We start from the raw sequence: 16996 nt of genomic DNA, 5'->3' as shown, positions 1-16996 counted from the left end.
TACCACAGAACCTCCTGAGGCAGGTCGCTTTGGGGGCTGAAAACGAGCCAGAAGTAGACCGCTAACGAGGCGCAATAAACCATTGATGCAATTCTAAGAATGGTTCGATCCACGACTACTCCTTAAAACATAACGATATATGTTCATCTGCCTGAGCGAAGCGAAGGTCGGATGAACGGGTTGTTAAAGAGCCAAGTCCTGGTTGACTCAAAGATAGCAACCACCTCTTAGGCAATACCCTCTGAAGCGGTCCTTCCTAAAAACTCTCAGGCCCATAGTCTGCGGTAGACACCAACGACGCGAATAGCAACCAACAAAAAGGTAACGCGATCGCGGTTGAACCGCTCTCCCTCTGAAGACTCCCTGAGCGGATCAACCCGCGCGTTATCCGCTCAGGGAGTCTTCAGAGGGTAGCTGGATAGGCGTTCAATGACGATCTTCCTTGTTTGGTTTTCTCGGCTCTGTCTCAAAAATAGATAACACTGTTTATTTATACAGTCATTCACAGTAAGCTCAGGTAGACTCGGGGTTTTTCTGGCACCCCCCTGGGCTTTTTAACGCCTGCCATCACCGGTGACAAAACCGGCGCGAAGCAGAGGTTTTGGCATCCGGTGCATGGCTTGGTTATGCAGCATGTAGCGGCTTGATCCGGTCCACTTCTTCCTTGACAGACTGAGCCGCCACCCAAAGGTCAACAGACCGCTGCGCGTTCAACCAGAATTCTGGAGAGTTTCCAAACAAACGGGCAAGCCTGAGCGCCATTTCAGGACTGACAGCGCGGCGCTCACGTAGTAATTCATTAACGGACTGGCGAGAAACACCCAGAAGTTCAGCCAACCTCGCAACGGTCAAACCATAGTCCGGCAAGAAATCCTCTCTCAGCATTTCACCAGGATGAGTCGGCTTGCGCTGCATGCCGGTGGTATTAAGAATAGCCATAGTCATCACCTCACTCAGTGGTAGTCACACACTTCGACTTCATACGCATCGCCATCCTCAAAACGAAAACAGATACGCCACTGATCATTTATTGAAATCGAGTGCTGTCCCTGCCTGTTTCCCGAAAGTGGATGAAGGCGATTGCCGGGCGGCACTTTTAAGTCCTCCAACTGTTCTGCCAGATTCACATATTCAAGTTTTCTGGCAGCTCTTGATATGACATCCGCAGGAAACTTCTTTGACTTGCCCTTGGAGTACAGTTCTTGAGTTCGTTTGTCGGCGAAGGATTTAATCATGACCCAAAATGTATCGCGTCACGTGACGGCTGTCAATAGCGCCTGGGGGATGACTGCATAACGCGAAAGTAACCGGCACCGAAGCGCAGCGTAGGGAACCAAAAAAGCCTGCTTTTTTGGTGTCCGGTTGACTGCCTTGTTATGCCTTTTTCCGTTTAACTGTGGTGATAGCAGTATGCTCCACTACTGTCCATTCACCGCTATTGCGCGACAATCGCTTGCCTAGCTTAGGATAGTCGGTCACATCCTGCTCAAGGCGCTGGCCGATAACGAGACAAACCAACGGCTCATTACTATCGTTGAACATATCGTGGGCTTGGCCGTTGATAGGACAGCCAATGAAATCCCCAGGGCCAATACGCTGCTGCTGATCTCCGAGCGTAGCAACGCCACTTCCCGACAGGATATAGATGCACTCTTCTTCGTAATGGTGCACATGGTATTCGGTTGAGTAATCACCGGCGGGAACAGATATCTGGTGAACACCCAAATTATTGAGCCCCACGGCATCGCCAAGAGACTTGCTGATTCGCAGAGCTTCGGGGTTCAAGAAGTGCTGCTTCTCGACACCCTCAAGCTGCTCAATATCGTTGGCCGATAGGTACATGATTTCCATATCTCCTTTGGGCATAACGCGAAGCTAAGCGGCGGCCCGTCAGGGACGTCCGGTGGACGGCCGTCAGGCCGGGAACAGACTTAAGCGACTGGTTATGCAAAGCCGAGATCCTTACGCATTTCTCGCAACAACGTTCGCTGAGCACTCTCTCTGGCTACGGTGCCTGGAGCACTGTCTTTCAATTCTTGGAGCCTTTGCAGCACGGCTTCGGAAGCATAGAGCTGCAATTTCAATTCCCAGTACGCATATCTTTTCTTGGCCTCGTCGGAGTTCGAAAGCGCAACTTCCCGATAAGCATCCAGCAAACCATCGCAGGCAGCCTTATAATCCAGAAGCCACACCTCTCGTAGCTTCGATCTCTGCTCAAGGAAATGCTTGATCAGAAACGTGACAACGCCGCCCAAGCCAATACCGGACAGAAACGATGTGAAAGCTCCGAATTCACTCATACTTTGCCCTCTGGGAACTGCATAACGATATAGATAACCGACCACCGCCCCCGCACTCTCAATCACGCCCGAACTAAGGCAGGCGCGCGATCAGGCCCCTGTGGATCGGTTCATCGGCTTGTTGGACGGGTCCGCACTCGAGGTCTCAGGCTAGCCTATGGGGATTTGAAACGCCAGATTTCGGCAATGAGCTCCAGAACAGCGGAAAGACTCTGTGATTCAGGGTCGGTTTAGGGAGGTGGGCCTGATCCGGTCGAAACGAGCGAAGGAGAATGGCCTCGATTTTCCGCGATCTCCGGGTAACCGGCATGACAGGCGCCCCACCGACGGCGCCTGTCATGGTTTGATGCCTTGTCATCCCTGAATCCTGTCGGCTCATGGCGGCGCTCTCGAAGGGGCAATGGGGGCCATCAGCGTTAATTGCCGCTCACAGACCGAGCAATGGCTCTGCTTCTGACTGTCGGGAAAACGGCCAAGATAACCTTGCCACTGAACCGGCTTCGGTGGGCGAACCGGCGCTTGCCCCACGCCCGCCCGGGCCTGATCCAGCTTACCCCGGCAGGCAACCGCATACAGACCATAACTGCGAACAATGTTCAGCCCCTTGCAGGGCACATGCTGCAGTAACCGCCCGGCAAAGTCGCCCGTGCTCAGGCGCTCCTTCCGGCACCGTTTACGTCCGCCGTCCGGGTTGTCCCGGTGAGCATGGTAGCGGAACAGAACATCATTCTGGTCGGTCCGGAACCTTGACAACTGACTCGGGCGCATCGGCCCGCCTCGCACGTAGCGGGCCAGGTATTCCACCACGCCTTGCGCGTTGTCATACCGCTCTCGGAGGTTCACATTCCAGGGCTTGCGCCCCAACCGGTTAAACAGGTTATGACTGGTCGTCGGTGTCTCACCGTCCGGTAGCGACAACTCCCCGCCATCCACGGCGGATTTCAACTGCGCCAGGAAGTGCCCACGATACTTGAACATCACCGCCCGGATCGGCAGAAAACAGTTCTTGACCGGCAACCGCCACTGCCCGTGTTCGTCCAGACCACCCTCGGTAATCGCGCAGTGAATATGGGGGTGCAACGTGAGCGATCTCCCCCAGGTGTGCAAAACGCTCAGAATGCCAGGCTGGGCTCCCAGGTAAGCCGGATCTCTCAGAAAGCACATCAGCGTCTCCCGGACCGACTGGAACAACCAACGGGTCATCCGGTCGGTGTTGCGGCGCCAGTAGGGATGCAACTCGTGGGGCAAGGTAAAGATCATATGGCGGTGGGGGTGATCGATCAGGCGTGACTTCTGGCCCTCGAGCCAACGCTCAAGCTGAATCCGATTGCATTGCGGGCAACTACGGTGGCGGCAGGAGTTGTACCAGACCCGTTGAACGTGTCCCTCGGGGCAGCCCTGTATGTGACCGCCCAGTGCCGCCGTGCGACACAGCACCATGGCCTTGGCCGCGCGATGGGCATGGGGTGGTAACGCGGTCTTCTCCGCCAGGATCGGGTACCCCCGGGCCATCACGTCTTGCAGTATCGTCTTCATCCTTGAAAACCCTACTCAGTCATCTGTGATCTACAAAACTCTCAGGCGCGCTCCCCGCGCTTGCGCGGCTAGTTCAACAGCTAATTATACGAACGCGTTCGCATATCACCCATTCGTAAAACTCCATTCAAACGCGCTCAAGAAAACAAAAATTTATCCAGTAAACCAACCTCTTGAGCACTCAACACCACGGCTACCGCCAGAGTTATACGCCCTCTTTTGAGCCACTCCCGCTCCCACCATGGGCGTATAACTCCGCCCTTCCTGTTTCAACTTTCAAACCCTATCAGATAGTTACCTTCTTTTCCCTAGAGAGTTCTGGAGTTTTGCGAATACGTTCGTATAACTCCGCTAATCATCAGTCTCTTGACTTTGGCCGCAACCGATATACTGTATATAAAAACAGCACTAAAGGATGAGTGGATATGGATATCCCTACCCCGATACCAGCACAACCAACCCGTTTTTTGGACAAAGTTCGGGCTTTTATACGCTTGCGAGGCATGGCGTATAAAACAGAGAAAACCTACCTATTCTGGATTAAACGCTTTATCCGCTTCCATGGCCTCCAGCATCCTGAAGTTTTGGGCTCTAAAGAAGTCGAGGCATTTCTGTCTCATTTGGTTTTGCAGATAAACGTAAGCGCCTCTACCCAGAGAGTCGCATTGAACGCACTGGTATTTTTATATCGGGAATTTCTGGGCCAACCTCTGGATGACCTGAACTTCGAGCACTCCAGAAAGCCAGTTAAGCTTCCAACCGTATTTAGTGCGGAAGAAGCCAGATCCGTTATTCGCAACCTGAGCGGAGACTACAAGCTTGTTGCCATGCTCCTCTACGGCTCTGGTCTACGTATCAACGAAGCCCTACGCCTAAGGGTTAAAGATGTTGATTTTGATATGCAGCAATTGATTGTTCGAAGCGGCAAAGGCGCTAAAGATCGCATTACGCTGCTACCGGACCGCCTCGTCGAGCCGTTAAAACAACAGATCGATTCAGCGCTGCACCAGCATCAGGCGGATCTTTTGAAAGGATCTGGCTCTGTATACCTTCCGGCGGGCCTCGCACGCAAATATCCGAATGCCAGTCAGGAGCCTGGCTGGCAGTATATTTTCCCTGCACTGGAGCTTTCACGGGATCCCCGTTCAGGCATTCGCAGACGACATCATTTACTCGACCGAACAGTTCAAAAGCACTTTCGTCGCGCTATCCAGGCCGCCGGAAACCAGATAGCGACAAAATACTGCGTTATTGGGCCAGTGCTTAGGTATTACTACTCGGGTTGCAGGTAATTCGCCCGTTATGTTGATTCTTTTGCCACCAGAGGCCTGATAGCGTACATGTATTTGAGCCATTGAGGCTCGGTTCCTAAAGCCTGTTATTCACAGCAATCCGGTTCATAGCAATGCTTGGAAGGATTGCCACTGTTAAAGGATACATCATGAGTGATCTGACAACCCTGAGAGACATCGTAGGCTTGGGCAACACTGCCAGCCCAATCAGCGAATCCGCATTGGTGATTATTGATGCCCAGAATACCTATCGGGAGGGCGTGATGAAGCTCGACGGCGTGGAGCCTGCGCTGGAAGAGTGCAAGGCTCTGCTGCAACGTTTCCGTGCTGCAGGCCGCCCTGTTTTTCATATTCAGCACGACGCTGGGGCCGGCTCACCTTATGACCTCACTGCCCCTATCGGTAAAATTGCCGACATAGTGGCTCCTGTAGAGGGCGAGCCGGTTATCACCAAGAACTTCCCCAATTCCTTTGCACAGACAGATCTGGATCAGCAATTGACGCAAGCCGGGATCAAAAACCTGATTCTGACCGGGTTCATGTCTCACATGTGTGTGAATTCCACTGCGCGTGGTGCTTTTACGCTGGGGTACAACCCCACAGTGGTCGCATCCGCTACAGCTACCCGCGATTTACCCTCTAAGGCTTCCGGTAAAACCGTGCCATCGGAGCAAGTGCAGGAAGCCGCCTTGGCTGCGCTGTCGGACTTGCCATCCGCCGTGGTTCCGTCCACGGCAGACGTGCCAGACTGACCTGGTTATCCCTGTAAGTGAACAGACCGGCGGCGCAGGCTTACCACTCCAGCTGCGCCCCGGTCTAAAATTCAATCGCCCGGGCTTCGGCGCTGCAAGGCGAAGATGAAACTGAAGCTGTTTTTGCCCCAGCGCCTATAATCCTGCCTCTGCGAGCGTCTGGTAAAAACTGTGCTGACTCTCCAGTGCCTGCCTTGCCAGCTCACATCGCTCCCGAACAATTACTTTCCCTGTGCCGGCCTCACACAGCTTTTGATTCAGCATGTCGTGCAAGGGCACTTCATATCGTTTAGACAGGTAATACTGGTCAGCAACGTAAGCGTCGGGAAGGTCGAGTTTAGCCAGTTTCAACACGGCTTCGTACACCAGTGACTTGCGCTCCGAGTCGGTAGTCTCCTGATGTTGATCCAGAAAGCGGGTCGCTTCACTCAATGCACTGAAGGTTGCATCCGGCCTTTGAATAAAACCTCTGGCCATGTGAGCAGCCTGCTGCCAGTCTTTTCGAGCCATCACTGCACGGAATTTAACCAGCTGCAGATGGAGGTTGTTCGGCTCGTACGCCAGTGCCTGATCAACAAGCGCCGCATAGGATGGGCTTGTCAGCTCATACTGATTGAGCATCTTCAGTGAAGTCACCGGCTTCAACTCGTCCACATTGATCTGCATATCGCTGAACGAGCGGGCTAATGTAGCCCCCTCGAGATCATAGATAACCATCCGGACGATCTGGCGTCGGTCCTCTGAAGATAGGTATTCCCGGCCACTCATGTCACTGGCGATGGAAGATATCCATTTCTGGAGCTGGCTGTCGCTGACTTCAGTTTCTTCGTTTTTGAGTTTATTTGCCGCAACGGCCGCCATTTCTTCATAAGCGCTACCGGCTATCGGAACGTCGTCTTTTCCTTTATTGAGTTTGGTTAAAAGCGCAATCATCGACATCGGGCTGTAACGGGACGCTTCCAGTACTTTGGCCGCCAACAGATCGGCTTCCGTCTCCTGCTCCCTATTCCACTGAGTAAAGCCCGCAGCGGCAACCAAGGCGTCCGTTGAACCGCCAATACGAAGCGTTGTTTCCCGCGCTTTGTCATCGTGACTGAATATTGAAATGGCTTGGGCCAGATCGGCTACACCCTTGGCAGTGGTCTGCAACTCATTCTTCTCGTGATGAGCCAACCACAAATGGGAGAGCTCGTGCGCAAGCAGAGCGGCGACTTCATCACGGGTATCCAGGTACTCCAGTGTGCCTGCCTGAACCACGATTGTGCCGTGGGGGTAGGTAAAACCGCCAAAACTATACCGCGGCCCCAACCGGACCAAACAATGGCAAGGTTCGCCATGCCAATCGTTCGACAGCTCCTCGGCAATGGCCTGGAGTTCTGTTGTAACGGAAGCAGCCTCCAACGGCGATACGCTGTCGCTTCGCAGCAGCACCGCGTCTTCCATCGGATCTCGATTGTCGGCGCTGTGTTGGCCGGCTTTGGCCGTGAGTTTGTCGATTTGTGCCTGCCGCAACTTGGGGTCGCTGGCCCACTCTTTCGACTGGTACGGTGACGAGCTGCATCCGGCCAGCGCCGTTATGACAACCAGGGCAATCCCGGAATATCGCGTAAGTAAACTCACTTGCAGTCCTCCCCCACGCCACGGGCGCTGGCATTACGGTGATCGTCAGCGAGTAAGATCTGAGGGCGGTCACATGGAATGTCGATTGTCGCTGTCTGGTTCGTCACCACCTCGGGAATAAACACCCGATACTGTTCTCCATCTGGCCCGTTAAACAGGTACTGACCACCCTCCTTGCCGGTAACATCAAATTTATAGGGGGCTTTCAGTCCCGATTTCTTAAGCTCCACCATAGAACCATCGGATTTGAACACGAAGGCATGTTCCCCATCATGAAAACCTTCAATAACCAGTGTCTCTGCCAATACCGAGCTGCTCAGGAGTGCAAGCAGCCAAAGCGAATGTTTTATATTCATTTTCCATCTCCTTTCGTTCATTCCGAATGGCAACCCACAACCACGGCATAAAGGCCATGAGGTCAGTAAGGAAGCCAGGGGTACGATCGCACTGCAAGACCGCGATATAGATCAGACAAAGCAAAACCAAAACCACAATTATCTCAACAAGTTCCATCGCTAATTCGGTCCAGCCCGAGGTGTATTCCCAACCCCAGCGCCAGTTGATAAACTTGCGCACCACAATCAGCACCACCAAAAGAAGAAGCGGCCAAGTCAGAATCAGATCAAGTGGAAGGGTCCAGGATGGCTTGCCGATAAACCCAAGATTTGGCTGCAGACCAATGGGTTTTAGATAGTCAGGGCCGTAATGAAGCAGGTTGCGCAGGGCCTCCGCATGCAGATAAACTCCGGGCAAGCGCCCGGGTATGGGGGGATCAAACAGGTCTCTTGCCGACGGAAGGGAAACCCCAATCATGGCAATTCGGTCGCCCTGCGATCCTCCTGTTGAAAAGAAATCATCGCATTTATCCTCAGCGCAGAACACATCACTGAGCATCGCGGTGGGTAACGGGGGGCAGGACTGGCGGCCTCCAGGTCCAATGGTCTCGGATCCGAACAAATTTCGGAGCGCATTTACCACTACGATTCCCAATATCTCGCCCAAATCAGCGCCGGGCTCACGGCCGGCACCACAGCGTAACGAAGCAGCTACCCTCTGCGCTGGCTGGCCCCAGCTTATATGCATTCCCGACGCTTCGGGTACAAACCAGGCATTTTTCGCCTTGGCCAGTTCGTCACACTCCACTTTGCGGCAGTAGGCGTCATAGCCTTCCTCAGCCAGGGTCTTATGGTCATCCAGTTCCAGAAATACCGGGTAATACTCGCCATAGCCTGACCAACCGGTTAACCCCACTGCTGATACCGAGCTGGTCAGGGGGGTTATCGACTGTTCTAGCTCCTTTGGGTTGTCACCAGCACCCAGAATCACATTTATGCCCGCACGATCACGCAAATAGCCAAGTCGGTGGACCAGGTTCTGAAAACTCTTATCTAACTGGCCACCTAATCTACGTTCTCTGTAGAAGGTAATATCAAGAATAATCGTGCCATAGCCATGACGCCTCAGCGCATCGACTATTACGCCATAATCGTTGTAGGCCAACGGCCAGTCATTCGCTTGCAGGTATCCATTTTCTTTATCTGAAAGAGTGCGAATCGAAAAGTCGTCAATGAGGATAACGTCAACGAGGTCGGCGGATGCCGAGCCGTCAAGGTCGCGTGTATAGAAGGGGGAGTACATGCGATCAAAGGCATCGCTGATGGCCTGACTGGTCTTCGAATTAATGCCAAACGGATCGAGAAAAGCGAACACATACCCCACTACTAATACCAACCAGTGACGGCGTACCAAGTCCAATAAAGAGATACCCTTTATTGTGCCCACCCTGAGCCTCCGCATGGGAATAGAATCCCTGGCTGCCCGCACTGCGGAAGCGAGCATTATTCACGAGTAATGAATAACGCAACATTCAAGCCATTGGCTGAAAATTTATCCCGAGTTAGGCGTTTAGGGCATACGCCTTTTGGGCGTATGCATTTAACTGTAAAGCGAGTTGACACTTTTTCATTCCTTGTGGCAGGCGCCCGGCCTCAACGGGCGTCTGTAACGTGAGCGAGGCACATAACCGGCTCGATCACCACTCCAGCTGTGCCCCGGTCTGGTACTCAATCACCCGCGTCTCGAAGAAGTTCTTCTCCTTCCGCATGGTCGCCTGCTCGTCTAACCAAGGCGATACGTTCTTCGCCCCCGGGAACGGCTCTTCCAACCCTACGGTGCGGGCGCGGCGGTTGGCTACGAAGCGGAACTGTTCGGTGTGGTATTCGGCGGAGTAGCCCAGGATGGGGTCGCGCAGAATGTAATTGGCGTAGTCGCGCTCGGCGGCTTCGGATTCGTCCCACATCTCGCGTACGGCTTTGGGATCGAAGCTGATGTTCTCTTCTTCCAGGATCTGATTCACCACTTTCAGGCCGAAGGCGAAGTGCATGGCTTCGTCGCGCAGGATGTACTGGAACTGTTCGCCGGTGCCGCGCATCAAGCCGCGGCGTTGCAGGGCGAAGATGGGGCTGAAGCCGTTGTAGAACCAGCAGCCTTCGAACACGCCGGCAAAGAACAGGTACGACATGATGAATTCCTGCAGGTCGTCTTTGTTGCGCAGGTTCAGGTCGGAGCGCATGGCGGCGCTCAGGCGGCGGTTGGCCATCTGGATTTTGGCGTTGATTTGCGGGACCACTCGGTAGCGGTTGTAGATTTCGCTCTGGTCCAGGTTCAGGGTTTCAATGCAGTGCTGGTAGGTCCAGGTGTGCAGCGCTTCTTCGTATACCTGGCGCGCCTGGTAAATCTGCAGCTCGGGGGCGGTCATTTTTTCCATCACCGCCAGGCCGATGTTGCGCATGGCCAGTATGTCGGAGGTGGTCAGGTAGGCCAATACATTTTCGAAGACGTGCTTCTCCGCCGGGCTCAGGCGGTGGTGATAGTCGTGAACGTCTTGCGCCATGTTCACATCCAGCGGCGTCCAGTGGTTTTTGTTGGCGTTCATGAAGAACTCCCAGGCCCAGGGGTACTTGAACGGGGCCAACTGGTTTACATCGGTTTCGCCGTTAATCACGCGTTTGTCGTCAACGTTTACCGGGGCCACGCTGCTGTTGCCAACGGGCTGGCTTGTAGGTTTGGTGTCGTCGTCCCAATTAAGCATGGTTGTGCCTCTCAGGTTAGAAGTAAGTGGTTACTGACAAGCTTCGCAGTCGGGTTCGTCGATGCTGCACACCTGGGGCTGCGGAGCTGTGACCGGGGCGGCTTGTTCGTTCACGCCGGTGGCACCCAGTGAGCGCAGGTAATAGGTGGTTTTCAGGCCGCGCTCCCACGCCAGTTGGTACAGCTCGTCCAGCTTTTTACCACTGGGCTCGGCCATGTACAGGTTCAGGCTCTGGGCCTGGTCCAGCCACTTCTGGCGCCGGGAGGCAGCTTCCACCAGCCAGCGGGCGTCTATTTCAAACGCGGTGGCGTAGCGGGATTTCAGTTCAGTGGGTATGCGCTCGATTTGCTGCACGCTGCCGTCGTAATACTTCAGGTCGTTCACCATCACGTTGTCCCACAGGCCTTCGGCCTTGAGGTCGCGCACCAGCGAGGGATTGACCACAGTGAACTCGCCGGAGAGGTTCGATTTCACAAACAGGTTCTGGTACGCCGGTTCGATGGATTGCGACACGCCCACGATGTTGGAAATGGTGGCGGTGGGCGCGATGGCCATCACGTTGCTGTTGCGCATGCCGTGTTGGGCGATGAGTTCGCGCACCGGGGCCCAATCCAGGCGGCTGTCGGTGTTCACGCTCAGGTCGCCTTCGAGGCGGGCAGCTTTCAGCAGTTCGATGGAGTCGAGTGGCAGTACGCCCTGGCTCCACAGGGAGCCTTCGTAGCTCTCATAAGCGCCGCGTTCTGCCGCCAGCTCCGCCGACGCTCGGATGGCGAAGTAGCTCAGCTGTTCCATGGCCAGATCGGCAAACTCGACCGCTTGCGGGCTGGTATAAGGCAGGCGCATTGCGTAGAGCGCATCCTGAAAACCCATCAGGCCAAGGCCCACCGGGCGGTGCTTCAGGTTGGAGTTGCGGGCCTGGGGTACGGCGTAGAAGTTGATGTCGATAACGTTATCCAGCATGCGCACGGCGGTGTTTACGGTGCGCTCCAGGCGCTGTACATCCAGTTCGCCATTGGCAATGTGGGCAGCCAGGTTCACCGAGCCCAGGTTGCACACGGCGATTTCATCGGCGCTGGTGTTCAGGGTGATTTCGGTGCACAGGTTGGAGCTGTGTACCACGCCTTTGTGCTGTTGCGGTGAGCGCAGGTTGCAGGGGTCTTTGAAGGTTATCCACGGGTGGCCGGTTTCAAACAGCACGGTGAGCATTTTGCGCCACAGCTGTTTGGCTGGAAGCGTTTTGAACAGCTCGATCTTGCCTTCCGCTGCAAGAGCTTCGTAGTGCTCGTAACGCTCGCGGAAGGCGTTGCCGTAAAGATCGTGCAAATCGGGCACATCACTGGGGCTGAACAGGGTCCAGTCGCGATCCTGACGCATACGCTCGATCAGCAAGTCCGGCACCCAGTTGGCGGTGTTCATGTCGTGGGTGCGGCGGCGCTCGTCGCCGGTGTTTTTACGCAACTCCAGAAATTCTTCGATATCCAGGTGCCAGCTTTCCAGATAGGCACACACCGCGCCTTTGCGTTTACCGCCCTGATTAACGGCGACAGCGGTGTCGTTCACTACTTTCAAAAACGGTACTACGCCCTGGCTCTGGCCGTTGGTGCCTTTGATGCGGGAGCCCAGTGCGCGCACGGGTGTCCAGTCGTTACCCAGGCCGCCAGCCCACTTGGATAGCATCGCGTTATCACGAATAGAACCATAAATGTCTTCCAGGTCGTCGCCCACGGTGGTCAGATAGCAGGACGACAGCTGGGAGTGGCGTGTGCCGCTGTTAAACAATGTGGGCGTGGAAGCCATGTAGTCGAACGAGGACAACAGGTTATAGAACTCGATGGCGCGGGTGTTGGGGTCGTCTTCACGCAACGCCAGGCCCATGGCGACGCGCATGAAAAACACCTGCGGCAGTTCCAGGCGACGTTCTTTCCAGTGCAGGAAGTAACGGTCGTAAAGCGTTTGCAGACCCAGGAAACCAAATTGCTGATCTCTTTCGGGTTTCAGGGCCGCGCCCAAACGCTCCATGTCATAAGCGGCCATGGCCTCATCAAGCAATTCGTAACGAATGCCGGCACTGATGAAGGTACTCAACGCCCGTGGATAAACCTCTGTCAGGGTCAGGCTGGTGTCGAGTTTCAGCGCGGTGACGCTCTCAAGGCGCAGCTGTTCCAACAACAAGCGGGCGGTGACGGCGCTGTAGTCCGGCTCGCGCTCTATGCGGCCACGCGCGGTCATAATCAATGCGCTAAGCACTTCGGATTCGTCGATGCCGTTGTAGAGGTTGCGAATGGCTTCGTCTACCAGGGAGTCACCTTCGATGCCGTCCAGCCCGATTGCTGCATTGTCGACCTGCTGTTTCATCAGGCCCTGGTCCAGCGCTACGGTGCGGCCGTTGGCCTGTTTTACGGTAAGAGTGGGATGAGCTTCAACCGGCTCGTGCAGAGCGCGTTCGCGGGCGTGTTCTTCGCGGTAGAGTACGTAAGCGCGGGCCACTTTCTGCTCTTCGGCGCGCATCAGGGCCAGCTCAACCTGGTCTTGTATATCTTCAATGTGCACCCGACCACCGGCTTTCAGGCGACGGCTTATGGCCTGCACAACCTGCTCGGTTACCCGGTGAACGGCATCGTTGATGCGGGCAGAACCTGCCGCTTGATCACCTTCAACGGCCAGAAACGCTTTGGTGACGGCTACGCTGATTTTGGAGGGGGTGAAACCGACCAGGTTGCCGTTGCGTTTGATTACCTGAAGGGCTTCGGTGCTGGATGACGATGAGGACCGGGTTTCGGCCAGAGCTGTCGCGGACATGCGGTTTTCTCCTGAATACGCGTGAGTTCCAAAACCTTCGCGTACGCAGGACGAACCTCGGCGTCAGCCTTCCGTAACCAGACAGCGGCTGAATCATGCCTTGTTCGTTGCTGCTCACCTTGTAGGGCCAAATGCAGGCGCCTGAGTCGCGAAGGTACAGTCTTCCCTGGCAGGTCTTCGGACTCAGGGGCATGAACCAGCTGATTCTGCCTTGCGTGGCGACTTCCCGGCTTGCGCCAGTGTCTTTATGCCACGCTCGTTCCCCAATACCGCTGCGCGTCAGTTCCGGGTTCTCACCGGATTCCCGATACCATATTTGGTATCAAGCCAAGGATTTGGGCACTATATACAGGATTAATAAAAGCGACAAGGCACTTTTCTTCAATCCGCCGGTCTCTCACAAACACTCTGCAACCCGGGACCATCCCATGGGCACCACTCCTCGCTACGCACTCTGGCTGCTCCTCACGGTGGCCGGCTTGGCTTCTCCGAACTTGCTGGCACAGGAGCAGCCGCTTCCTGCATTCTCGAAAATGACATCATTGGCTGATGGCTGGGAGCCTCTGGAATTTCCTGACATAAAGCAACATTCCCGCTACGAACTGGTCAGTGAGGGCGGCTCCCAAGTGGTTAAAGCGCAAACCTCCGGCGGTGCTTCCGGGCTGATTACGCGGCTGAATATAAATCCTGAAGGCTCTCTGATACTGAGCTGGCGCTGGAAAGTGTCCAATGTGTTTGATAAAGGCAATGCCCGGGAGAAATCTGGCGATGACTACCCTGCCCGCATCTACGTCGCCTTCGAATTCCAGCCTTCCAAAGCGGGCTTTTTCGAACGGGCGAAGAGGAAAACAGTAGAGGTGTTGTTTGGAGAGGAATTGCCGGGCAATGCCCTGAATTACATCTGGGCAAACACCCTGCCTGAGGGCGAATTTATTACCAACCCCTATACCGACAAAACGGTGATGGTTGCCGTGAGTTCTGGCAACGAGCGAGCTGGTGAGTGGGTGAGTATCGAGCGGGATATAATTGCCGACTACCGAGAGGCATTTGGGGAGAATCCGCCTCCGATTCGGGGTATCGCGATTATGTCGGATTCAGACAACACAGGTGAGCAGGCAACGGCGTGGTATGGCGATATCACTCTCACCTCTGCAAAAAACCTTGCAAAACCCGACTAAAACGCCTTTCTAACGCGGCCCTTCAGGATACCCGGGAATAACAAAGCTGGAGTCGGGGTCCCGCAGGGGCGGTGCCTCTCCCCGGCTGACAAGGCGCAGATAGGCATCGTCGAGCTCTTCCCGGAGCAGCGCTGCTCTGGGGCTGGCCAGGGAAAACAACCAAGCCGAATAGCGCGACCGCAATTCCGACTCTCGAATCATATTGTCCGCTGGCTGAGTAAGAATTGCCTCAACGGGCTGTCGATAATCGAGAACATAATCACCGCGTTTCAGCTTGAGCATCTCGAGGGCAGCGCGATTGTTGGGGGCTTCGGTAAGGACTATGCGGTCTGAAGCTTCAAGCCAGGCACGCAGCCCGCCATAGGTGTAGCCACCGATCACGATAACAGTTTTACCTTCAAGCTGGTCAAAGTGCAGCAGCGGCTCTGAAGTCTCAAGATACCAGGCGCTCAGTTGCACCGGATAGGCATTAACCCAACTCTCCAGAACCTCTCCCTGAAGGCTGGGTATGCCCGAAAGCCCGGGCCAGAGATCTATGGCTCCAGTTTTAAGATAGAGATAGATTCGGCTGACCGGCAGGTAGATAAACTCTGGCGTGTAACCCGCCTCTTTTACGACCTCCCGGGTAAGGTCAATAAAAAACCCTGCGGGCTCACCCTGTTCGTTCTGGTATTCGATGGGAGGGAACTCGGTATAGCCAATACGCAGTGTATTGGGGCCTGCTTCTGCAAAAACCGGGCTTGCAAGAACTGCGATCGCCAGCAGCAAAAAAGGTTTCCAGATTCTAGTCATAGCCCCAACACATTGTGTGTGCAAATTGTTCCAACTGCGTATGCAGAGATTAGCAGAGCCGCACTGAAAGGATACCGTTCATCATTTCAAGAAGGCCGAGACCGTCAAATATGAAAGGTAACCATATACAGGCCAACACCGCCCATCACTATGGTATAGGGGAACGCCATCACGACCATTCGCCCGTACGAAAGCCGCACCAGAGGCGCAATAGCGGATGTCAGCAGGAACAGAAACGCTGCTTGCCCGTTGGGCGTCGCAACGCTGGGCAGGTTGGTGCCGGTGTTGATGGCGACTGCCAGGGCCTGGAAGTGCTCATAACTGATGCTGCCGGCATCCAGGGCCTGTTTAACCTCGCTGATGTACACCGTCGCAACAAATACGTTGTCGCTGATCATTGAGAGCAGTCCATTGGCAATAAAGAACATGCCCGGCTGCTGGCTTTCCGGAAGCGCCAATACGTAGTCGATAACCGGCTTGAAAAGGTGTTGTTCATGAATCACCGCCACGACGGCAAAAAATACCACCAACAGGGACGTGAACGGCAGCGATTCCTGAAAGGCTTTACCTATCTGGTGTTCGCCGGTTACGCCGGTAAACGACGTGATCAGAATGATGACCAGCAGACCAATCAGGCCCACTTCGGCCAAGTGCAGAGCCAGACCCACCACCAGTATGACCGCCGCAAACGCTTGTACCCAAAGCGCGGCTTCGTCTGCCTTGGTGCGTTTGGCACGCTCGTTCTCAGCAAACTCTTCCAGCACCCGCCGAACCGGCTTTGGGAGCCGACCGCCGTAACCAAACCAGCGCATTTTTTCCAGCACCCAGCAGGTTAAAAGCCCGGCCGCCAGCACGGGCAGGCTTACCGGCGCCATGTGCAGGAAGAACTCGATAAAATTCCAGTCTACAACCTTGGCGATCAGCAGGTTCTGGGGCTCACCCACCATGGTGGCAACGCCGCCGAGGGCGGTGCCGATGGCGCCGTGCATCAGCAGGCTGCGCAGGAACGCCCGGAAGTTTTCCAGGTCGTCACGGTGCAGCTCAACGACGTCTTCATCGCTGTCCGCGTTGTGATCGCTGCTCTGATATCCCTTACCAGATGCCACTTTGTGATAGACAGAGAAAAAGCCGACGGCAACACTGATGATAACGGCCGTCACCGTCAGCGCGTCAAGAAACGCTGAAAGCACCGCAGCGGCAGTGCAGAACAGGAGGGAGAGAGCCGATTTGGAGCGCACGCCGACCAGGATCTGGGTAAAGGCAACCAGCAGCAGATCCTGCATGAAATAAATGCCCGCCACCATGAACATCAGCAGCAGGATAACCGGGAAATTGGTCAGCACTTCCAGATACACAGCATCCGCTGTAGTCAGGCCGATCAGCAACGCCTCGATTGCCAGCAAGCCACCGGGCAGCAATGGATAGCACTTTAACGCCATCGCCAGGGTAAAAATGAATTCGGCGATCAGAAGCCAACCTGCGGCAACCGGCCCCAGCAGAAACATCACAATCGGATTGGCAATCAGGAACAACACAATAATCTGCTTGTACCAGACGGGAGCCTTGCCAAGAAAGTTGCTGGTAAAGGCCGAATACAGGGTCGTGGGCATTGCGGGTTTCTTCTGGGTTAGCGGGC

At 55.0% G+C, this 16996-nt stretch carries 15 protein-coding genes and 1 riboswitch; of the genes, 3 read left to right on the top strand and 12 right to left on the bottom strand.

Annotation, left to right across the window (positions count from 1 at the left end; all coding sequences use genetic code 11):
• Window positions 1–624 precede the first annotated feature (624 nt).
• From ACN0V1_RS03385 to ACN0V1_RS03365, 5 genes are all read right to left on the bottom strand, one after another.
• A complete protein-coding gene (locus tag ACN0V1_RS03385; RefSeq protein WP_417543619.1) occupies window positions 625–939 on the bottom strand; it encodes a HigA family addiction module antitoxin in 315 nt (104 codons plus the stop codon).
• A 14-nt stretch (window positions 940–953) separates the two neighbouring features.
• Entirely contained in the window at window positions 954–1235 is a 282-nt protein-coding gene (locus ACN0V1_RS03380) for a type II toxin-antitoxin system RelE/ParE family toxin (RefSeq protein ID WP_417543618.1), read from the bottom strand.
• A gap of 139 nt (window positions 1236–1374) precedes the next feature.
• The gene (locus ACN0V1_RS03375) at window positions 1375–1851 is read right to left on the bottom strand and encodes a cupin domain-containing protein (RefSeq protein WP_417543617.1); all 477 of its coding nucleotides are present in this window, start codon (window positions 1849–1851) and stop codon (window positions 1375–1377) included.
• 92 nt (window positions 1852–1943) lie between these two features.
• The gene (locus ACN0V1_RS03370) at window positions 1944–2300 is read right to left on the bottom strand and encodes a hypothetical protein (RefSeq protein WP_417543616.1); all 357 of its coding nucleotides are present in this window, start codon (window positions 2298–2300) and stop codon (window positions 1944–1946) included.
• A 375-nt stretch (window positions 2301–2675) separates the two neighbouring features.
• Window positions 2676–3836, bottom strand: coding sequence for a transposase (locus ACN0V1_RS03365; protein ID WP_417543615.1), 1161 nt, complete (start codon window positions 3834–3836; stop codon window positions 2676–2678).
• A gap of 425 nt (window positions 3837–4261) precedes the next feature.
• Here ACN0V1_RS03365 and ACN0V1_RS03360 point away from each other — a divergent pair, with 425 nt between their 5' ends.
• Window positions 4262–5128 carry an integron integrase gene (locus ACN0V1_RS03360; protein ID WP_417543614.1) on the top strand — a complete coding sequence of 289 codons (867 nt, stop codon included), beginning with the start codon at window positions 4262–4264 and terminating at the stop codon, window positions 5126–5128.
• A 149-nt stretch (window positions 5129–5277) separates the two neighbouring features.
• Window positions 5278–5880 (top strand): cysteine hydrolase family protein, encoded by a 603-nt coding sequence (locus ACN0V1_RS03355; protein WP_417543613.1) that lies wholly within the window; start codon window positions 5278–5280, stop codon window positions 5878–5880.
• A gap of 135 nt (window positions 5881–6015) precedes the next feature.
• On the opposite strand, the gene ACN0V1_RS03350 is transcribed toward ACN0V1_RS03355, so the two are convergent.
• The 5 genes from ACN0V1_RS03350 to ACN0V1_RS03330 all read right to left on the bottom strand — a co-directional run bounded on the left by ACN0V1_RS03350 (window position 6016) and on the right by ACN0V1_RS03330 (window position 13390).
• Window positions 6016–7500: a M48 family metalloprotease gene (locus tag ACN0V1_RS03350; RefSeq protein WP_417543612.1), complete on the bottom strand. Its 1485-nt coding sequence runs from the start codon at window positions 7498–7500 to the stop codon at window positions 6016–6018.
• Window positions 7497–7856: a hypothetical protein gene (locus ACN0V1_RS03345; RefSeq protein WP_417543611.1), complete on the bottom strand. Its 360-nt coding sequence runs from the start codon at window positions 7854–7856 to the stop codon at window positions 7497–7499. The genes ACN0V1_RS03350 and ACN0V1_RS03345 overlap by 4 nt, the downstream gene beginning before the upstream one ends.
• On the bottom strand, window positions 7783–9282 hold the full coding sequence (locus ACN0V1_RS03340; protein WP_417543610.1) for a CHASE2 domain-containing protein: 1500 nt from the start codon (window positions 9280–9282) through the stop codon (window positions 7783–7785). The genes ACN0V1_RS03345 and ACN0V1_RS03340 overlap by 74 nt, the downstream gene beginning before the upstream one ends.
• 250 nt (window positions 9283–9532) lie before the next feature.
• Window positions 9533–10591: a ribonucleotide-diphosphate reductase subunit beta gene (locus ACN0V1_RS03335; protein WP_417543609.1), complete on the bottom strand. Its 1059-nt coding sequence runs from the start codon at window positions 10589–10591 to the stop codon at window positions 9533–9535.
• Window positions 10592–10621: 30 nt separating this feature from the next.
• Entirely contained in the window at window positions 10622–13390 is a 2769-nt protein-coding gene (locus ACN0V1_RS03330; RefSeq protein WP_417543608.1) for a ribonucleoside-diphosphate reductase subunit alpha, read from the bottom strand.
• Window positions 13391–13540: 150 nt separating this feature from the next.
• Window positions 13541–13737, bottom strand: a riboswitch (cobalamin riboswitch).
• 81 nt (window positions 13738–13818) lie between these two features.
• Here ACN0V1_RS03330 and ACN0V1_RS03325 point away from each other — a divergent pair.
• Window positions 13819–14568, top strand: coding sequence for a DUF3047 domain-containing protein (locus ACN0V1_RS03325; protein ID WP_417543607.1), 750 nt, complete (start codon window positions 13819–13821; stop codon window positions 14566–14568).
• A gap of 9 nt (window positions 14569–14577) precedes the next feature.
• Here the strand turns inward: ACN0V1_RS03325 and ACN0V1_RS03320 are convergent, their stop codons facing one another.
• Both ACN0V1_RS03320 and nhaB read right to left on the bottom strand, forming a co-directional pair.
• Window positions 14578–15360, bottom strand: a complete 783-nt coding sequence (locus ACN0V1_RS03320; RefSeq protein WP_417543606.1) for a substrate-binding periplasmic protein — start codon at window positions 15358–15360, stop codon at window positions 14578–14580.
• Between the two features lie 104 nt (window positions 15361–15464).
• Window positions 15465–16970 carry a sodium/proton antiporter NhaB gene (gene nhaB / locus ACN0V1_RS03315; protein ID WP_417543605.1) on the bottom strand — a complete coding sequence of 502 codons (1506 nt, stop codon included), beginning with the start codon at window positions 16968–16970 and terminating at the stop codon, window positions 15465–15467.
• Window positions 16971–16996: the final 26 nt, after the last annotated feature.

This window comes from Marinobacter sp., assembly GCF_048266785.1.
Classification (GTDB): domain Bacteria; phylum Pseudomonadota; class Gammaproteobacteria; order Pseudomonadales; family Oleiphilaceae; genus Marinobacter.
This window is presented reverse-complemented; position numbering and strand designations above follow the sequence as displayed.

Coding starts and splice junctions, on each gene's coding strand:
- ACN0V1_RS03320 (WP_417543606.1), bottom strand. CDS start 15,360: ATGACTAGAATCTGGAAACCTTTTTTGCTGCTGGCGATCGCAGTTCTT.
- ACN0V1_RS03370 (WP_417543616.1), bottom strand. CDS start 2,300: ATGAGTGAATTCGGAGCTTTCACATCGTTTCTGTCCGGTATTGGCTTG.
- ACN0V1_RS03330 (WP_417543608.1), bottom strand. CDS start 13,390: ATGTCCGCGACAGCTCTGGCCGAAACCCGGTCCTCATCGTCATCCAGC.
- ACN0V1_RS03365 (WP_417543615.1), bottom strand. CDS start 3,836: ATGAAGACGATACTGCAAGACGTGATGGCCCGGGGGTACCCGATCCTG.
- ACN0V1_RS03380 (WP_417543618.1), bottom strand. CDS start 1,235: ATGATTAAATCCTTCGCCGACAAACGAACTCAAGAACTGTACTCCAAG.
- ACN0V1_RS03325 (WP_417543607.1), top strand. CDS start 13,819: ATGGGCACCACTCCTCGCTACGCACTCTGGCTGCTCCTCACGGTGGCC.
- ACN0V1_RS03360 (WP_417543614.1), top strand. CDS start 4,262: ATGGATATCCCTACCCCGATACCAGCACAACCAACCCGTTTTTTGGAC.
- ACN0V1_RS03345 (WP_417543611.1), bottom strand. CDS start 7,856: ATGAATATAAAACATTCGCTTTGGCTGCTTGCACTCCTGAGCAGCTCG.
- ACN0V1_RS03355 (WP_417543613.1), top strand. CDS start 5,278: ATGAGTGATCTGACAACCCTGAGAGACATCGTAGGCTTGGGCAACACT.
- ACN0V1_RS03375 (WP_417543617.1), bottom strand. CDS start 1,851: ATGGAAATCATGTACCTATCGGCCAACGATATTGAGCAGCTTGAGGGT.
- ACN0V1_RS03385 (WP_417543619.1), bottom strand. CDS start 939: ATGGCTATTCTTAATACCACCGGCATGCAGCGCAAGCCGACTCATCCT.
- ACN0V1_RS03335 (WP_417543609.1), bottom strand. CDS start 10,591: ATGCTTAATTGGGACGACGACACCAAACCTACAAGCCAGCCCGTTGGC.
- nhaB (WP_417543605.1), bottom strand. CDS start 16,970: ATGCCCACGACCCTGTATTCGGCCTTTACCAGCAACTTTCTTGGCAAG.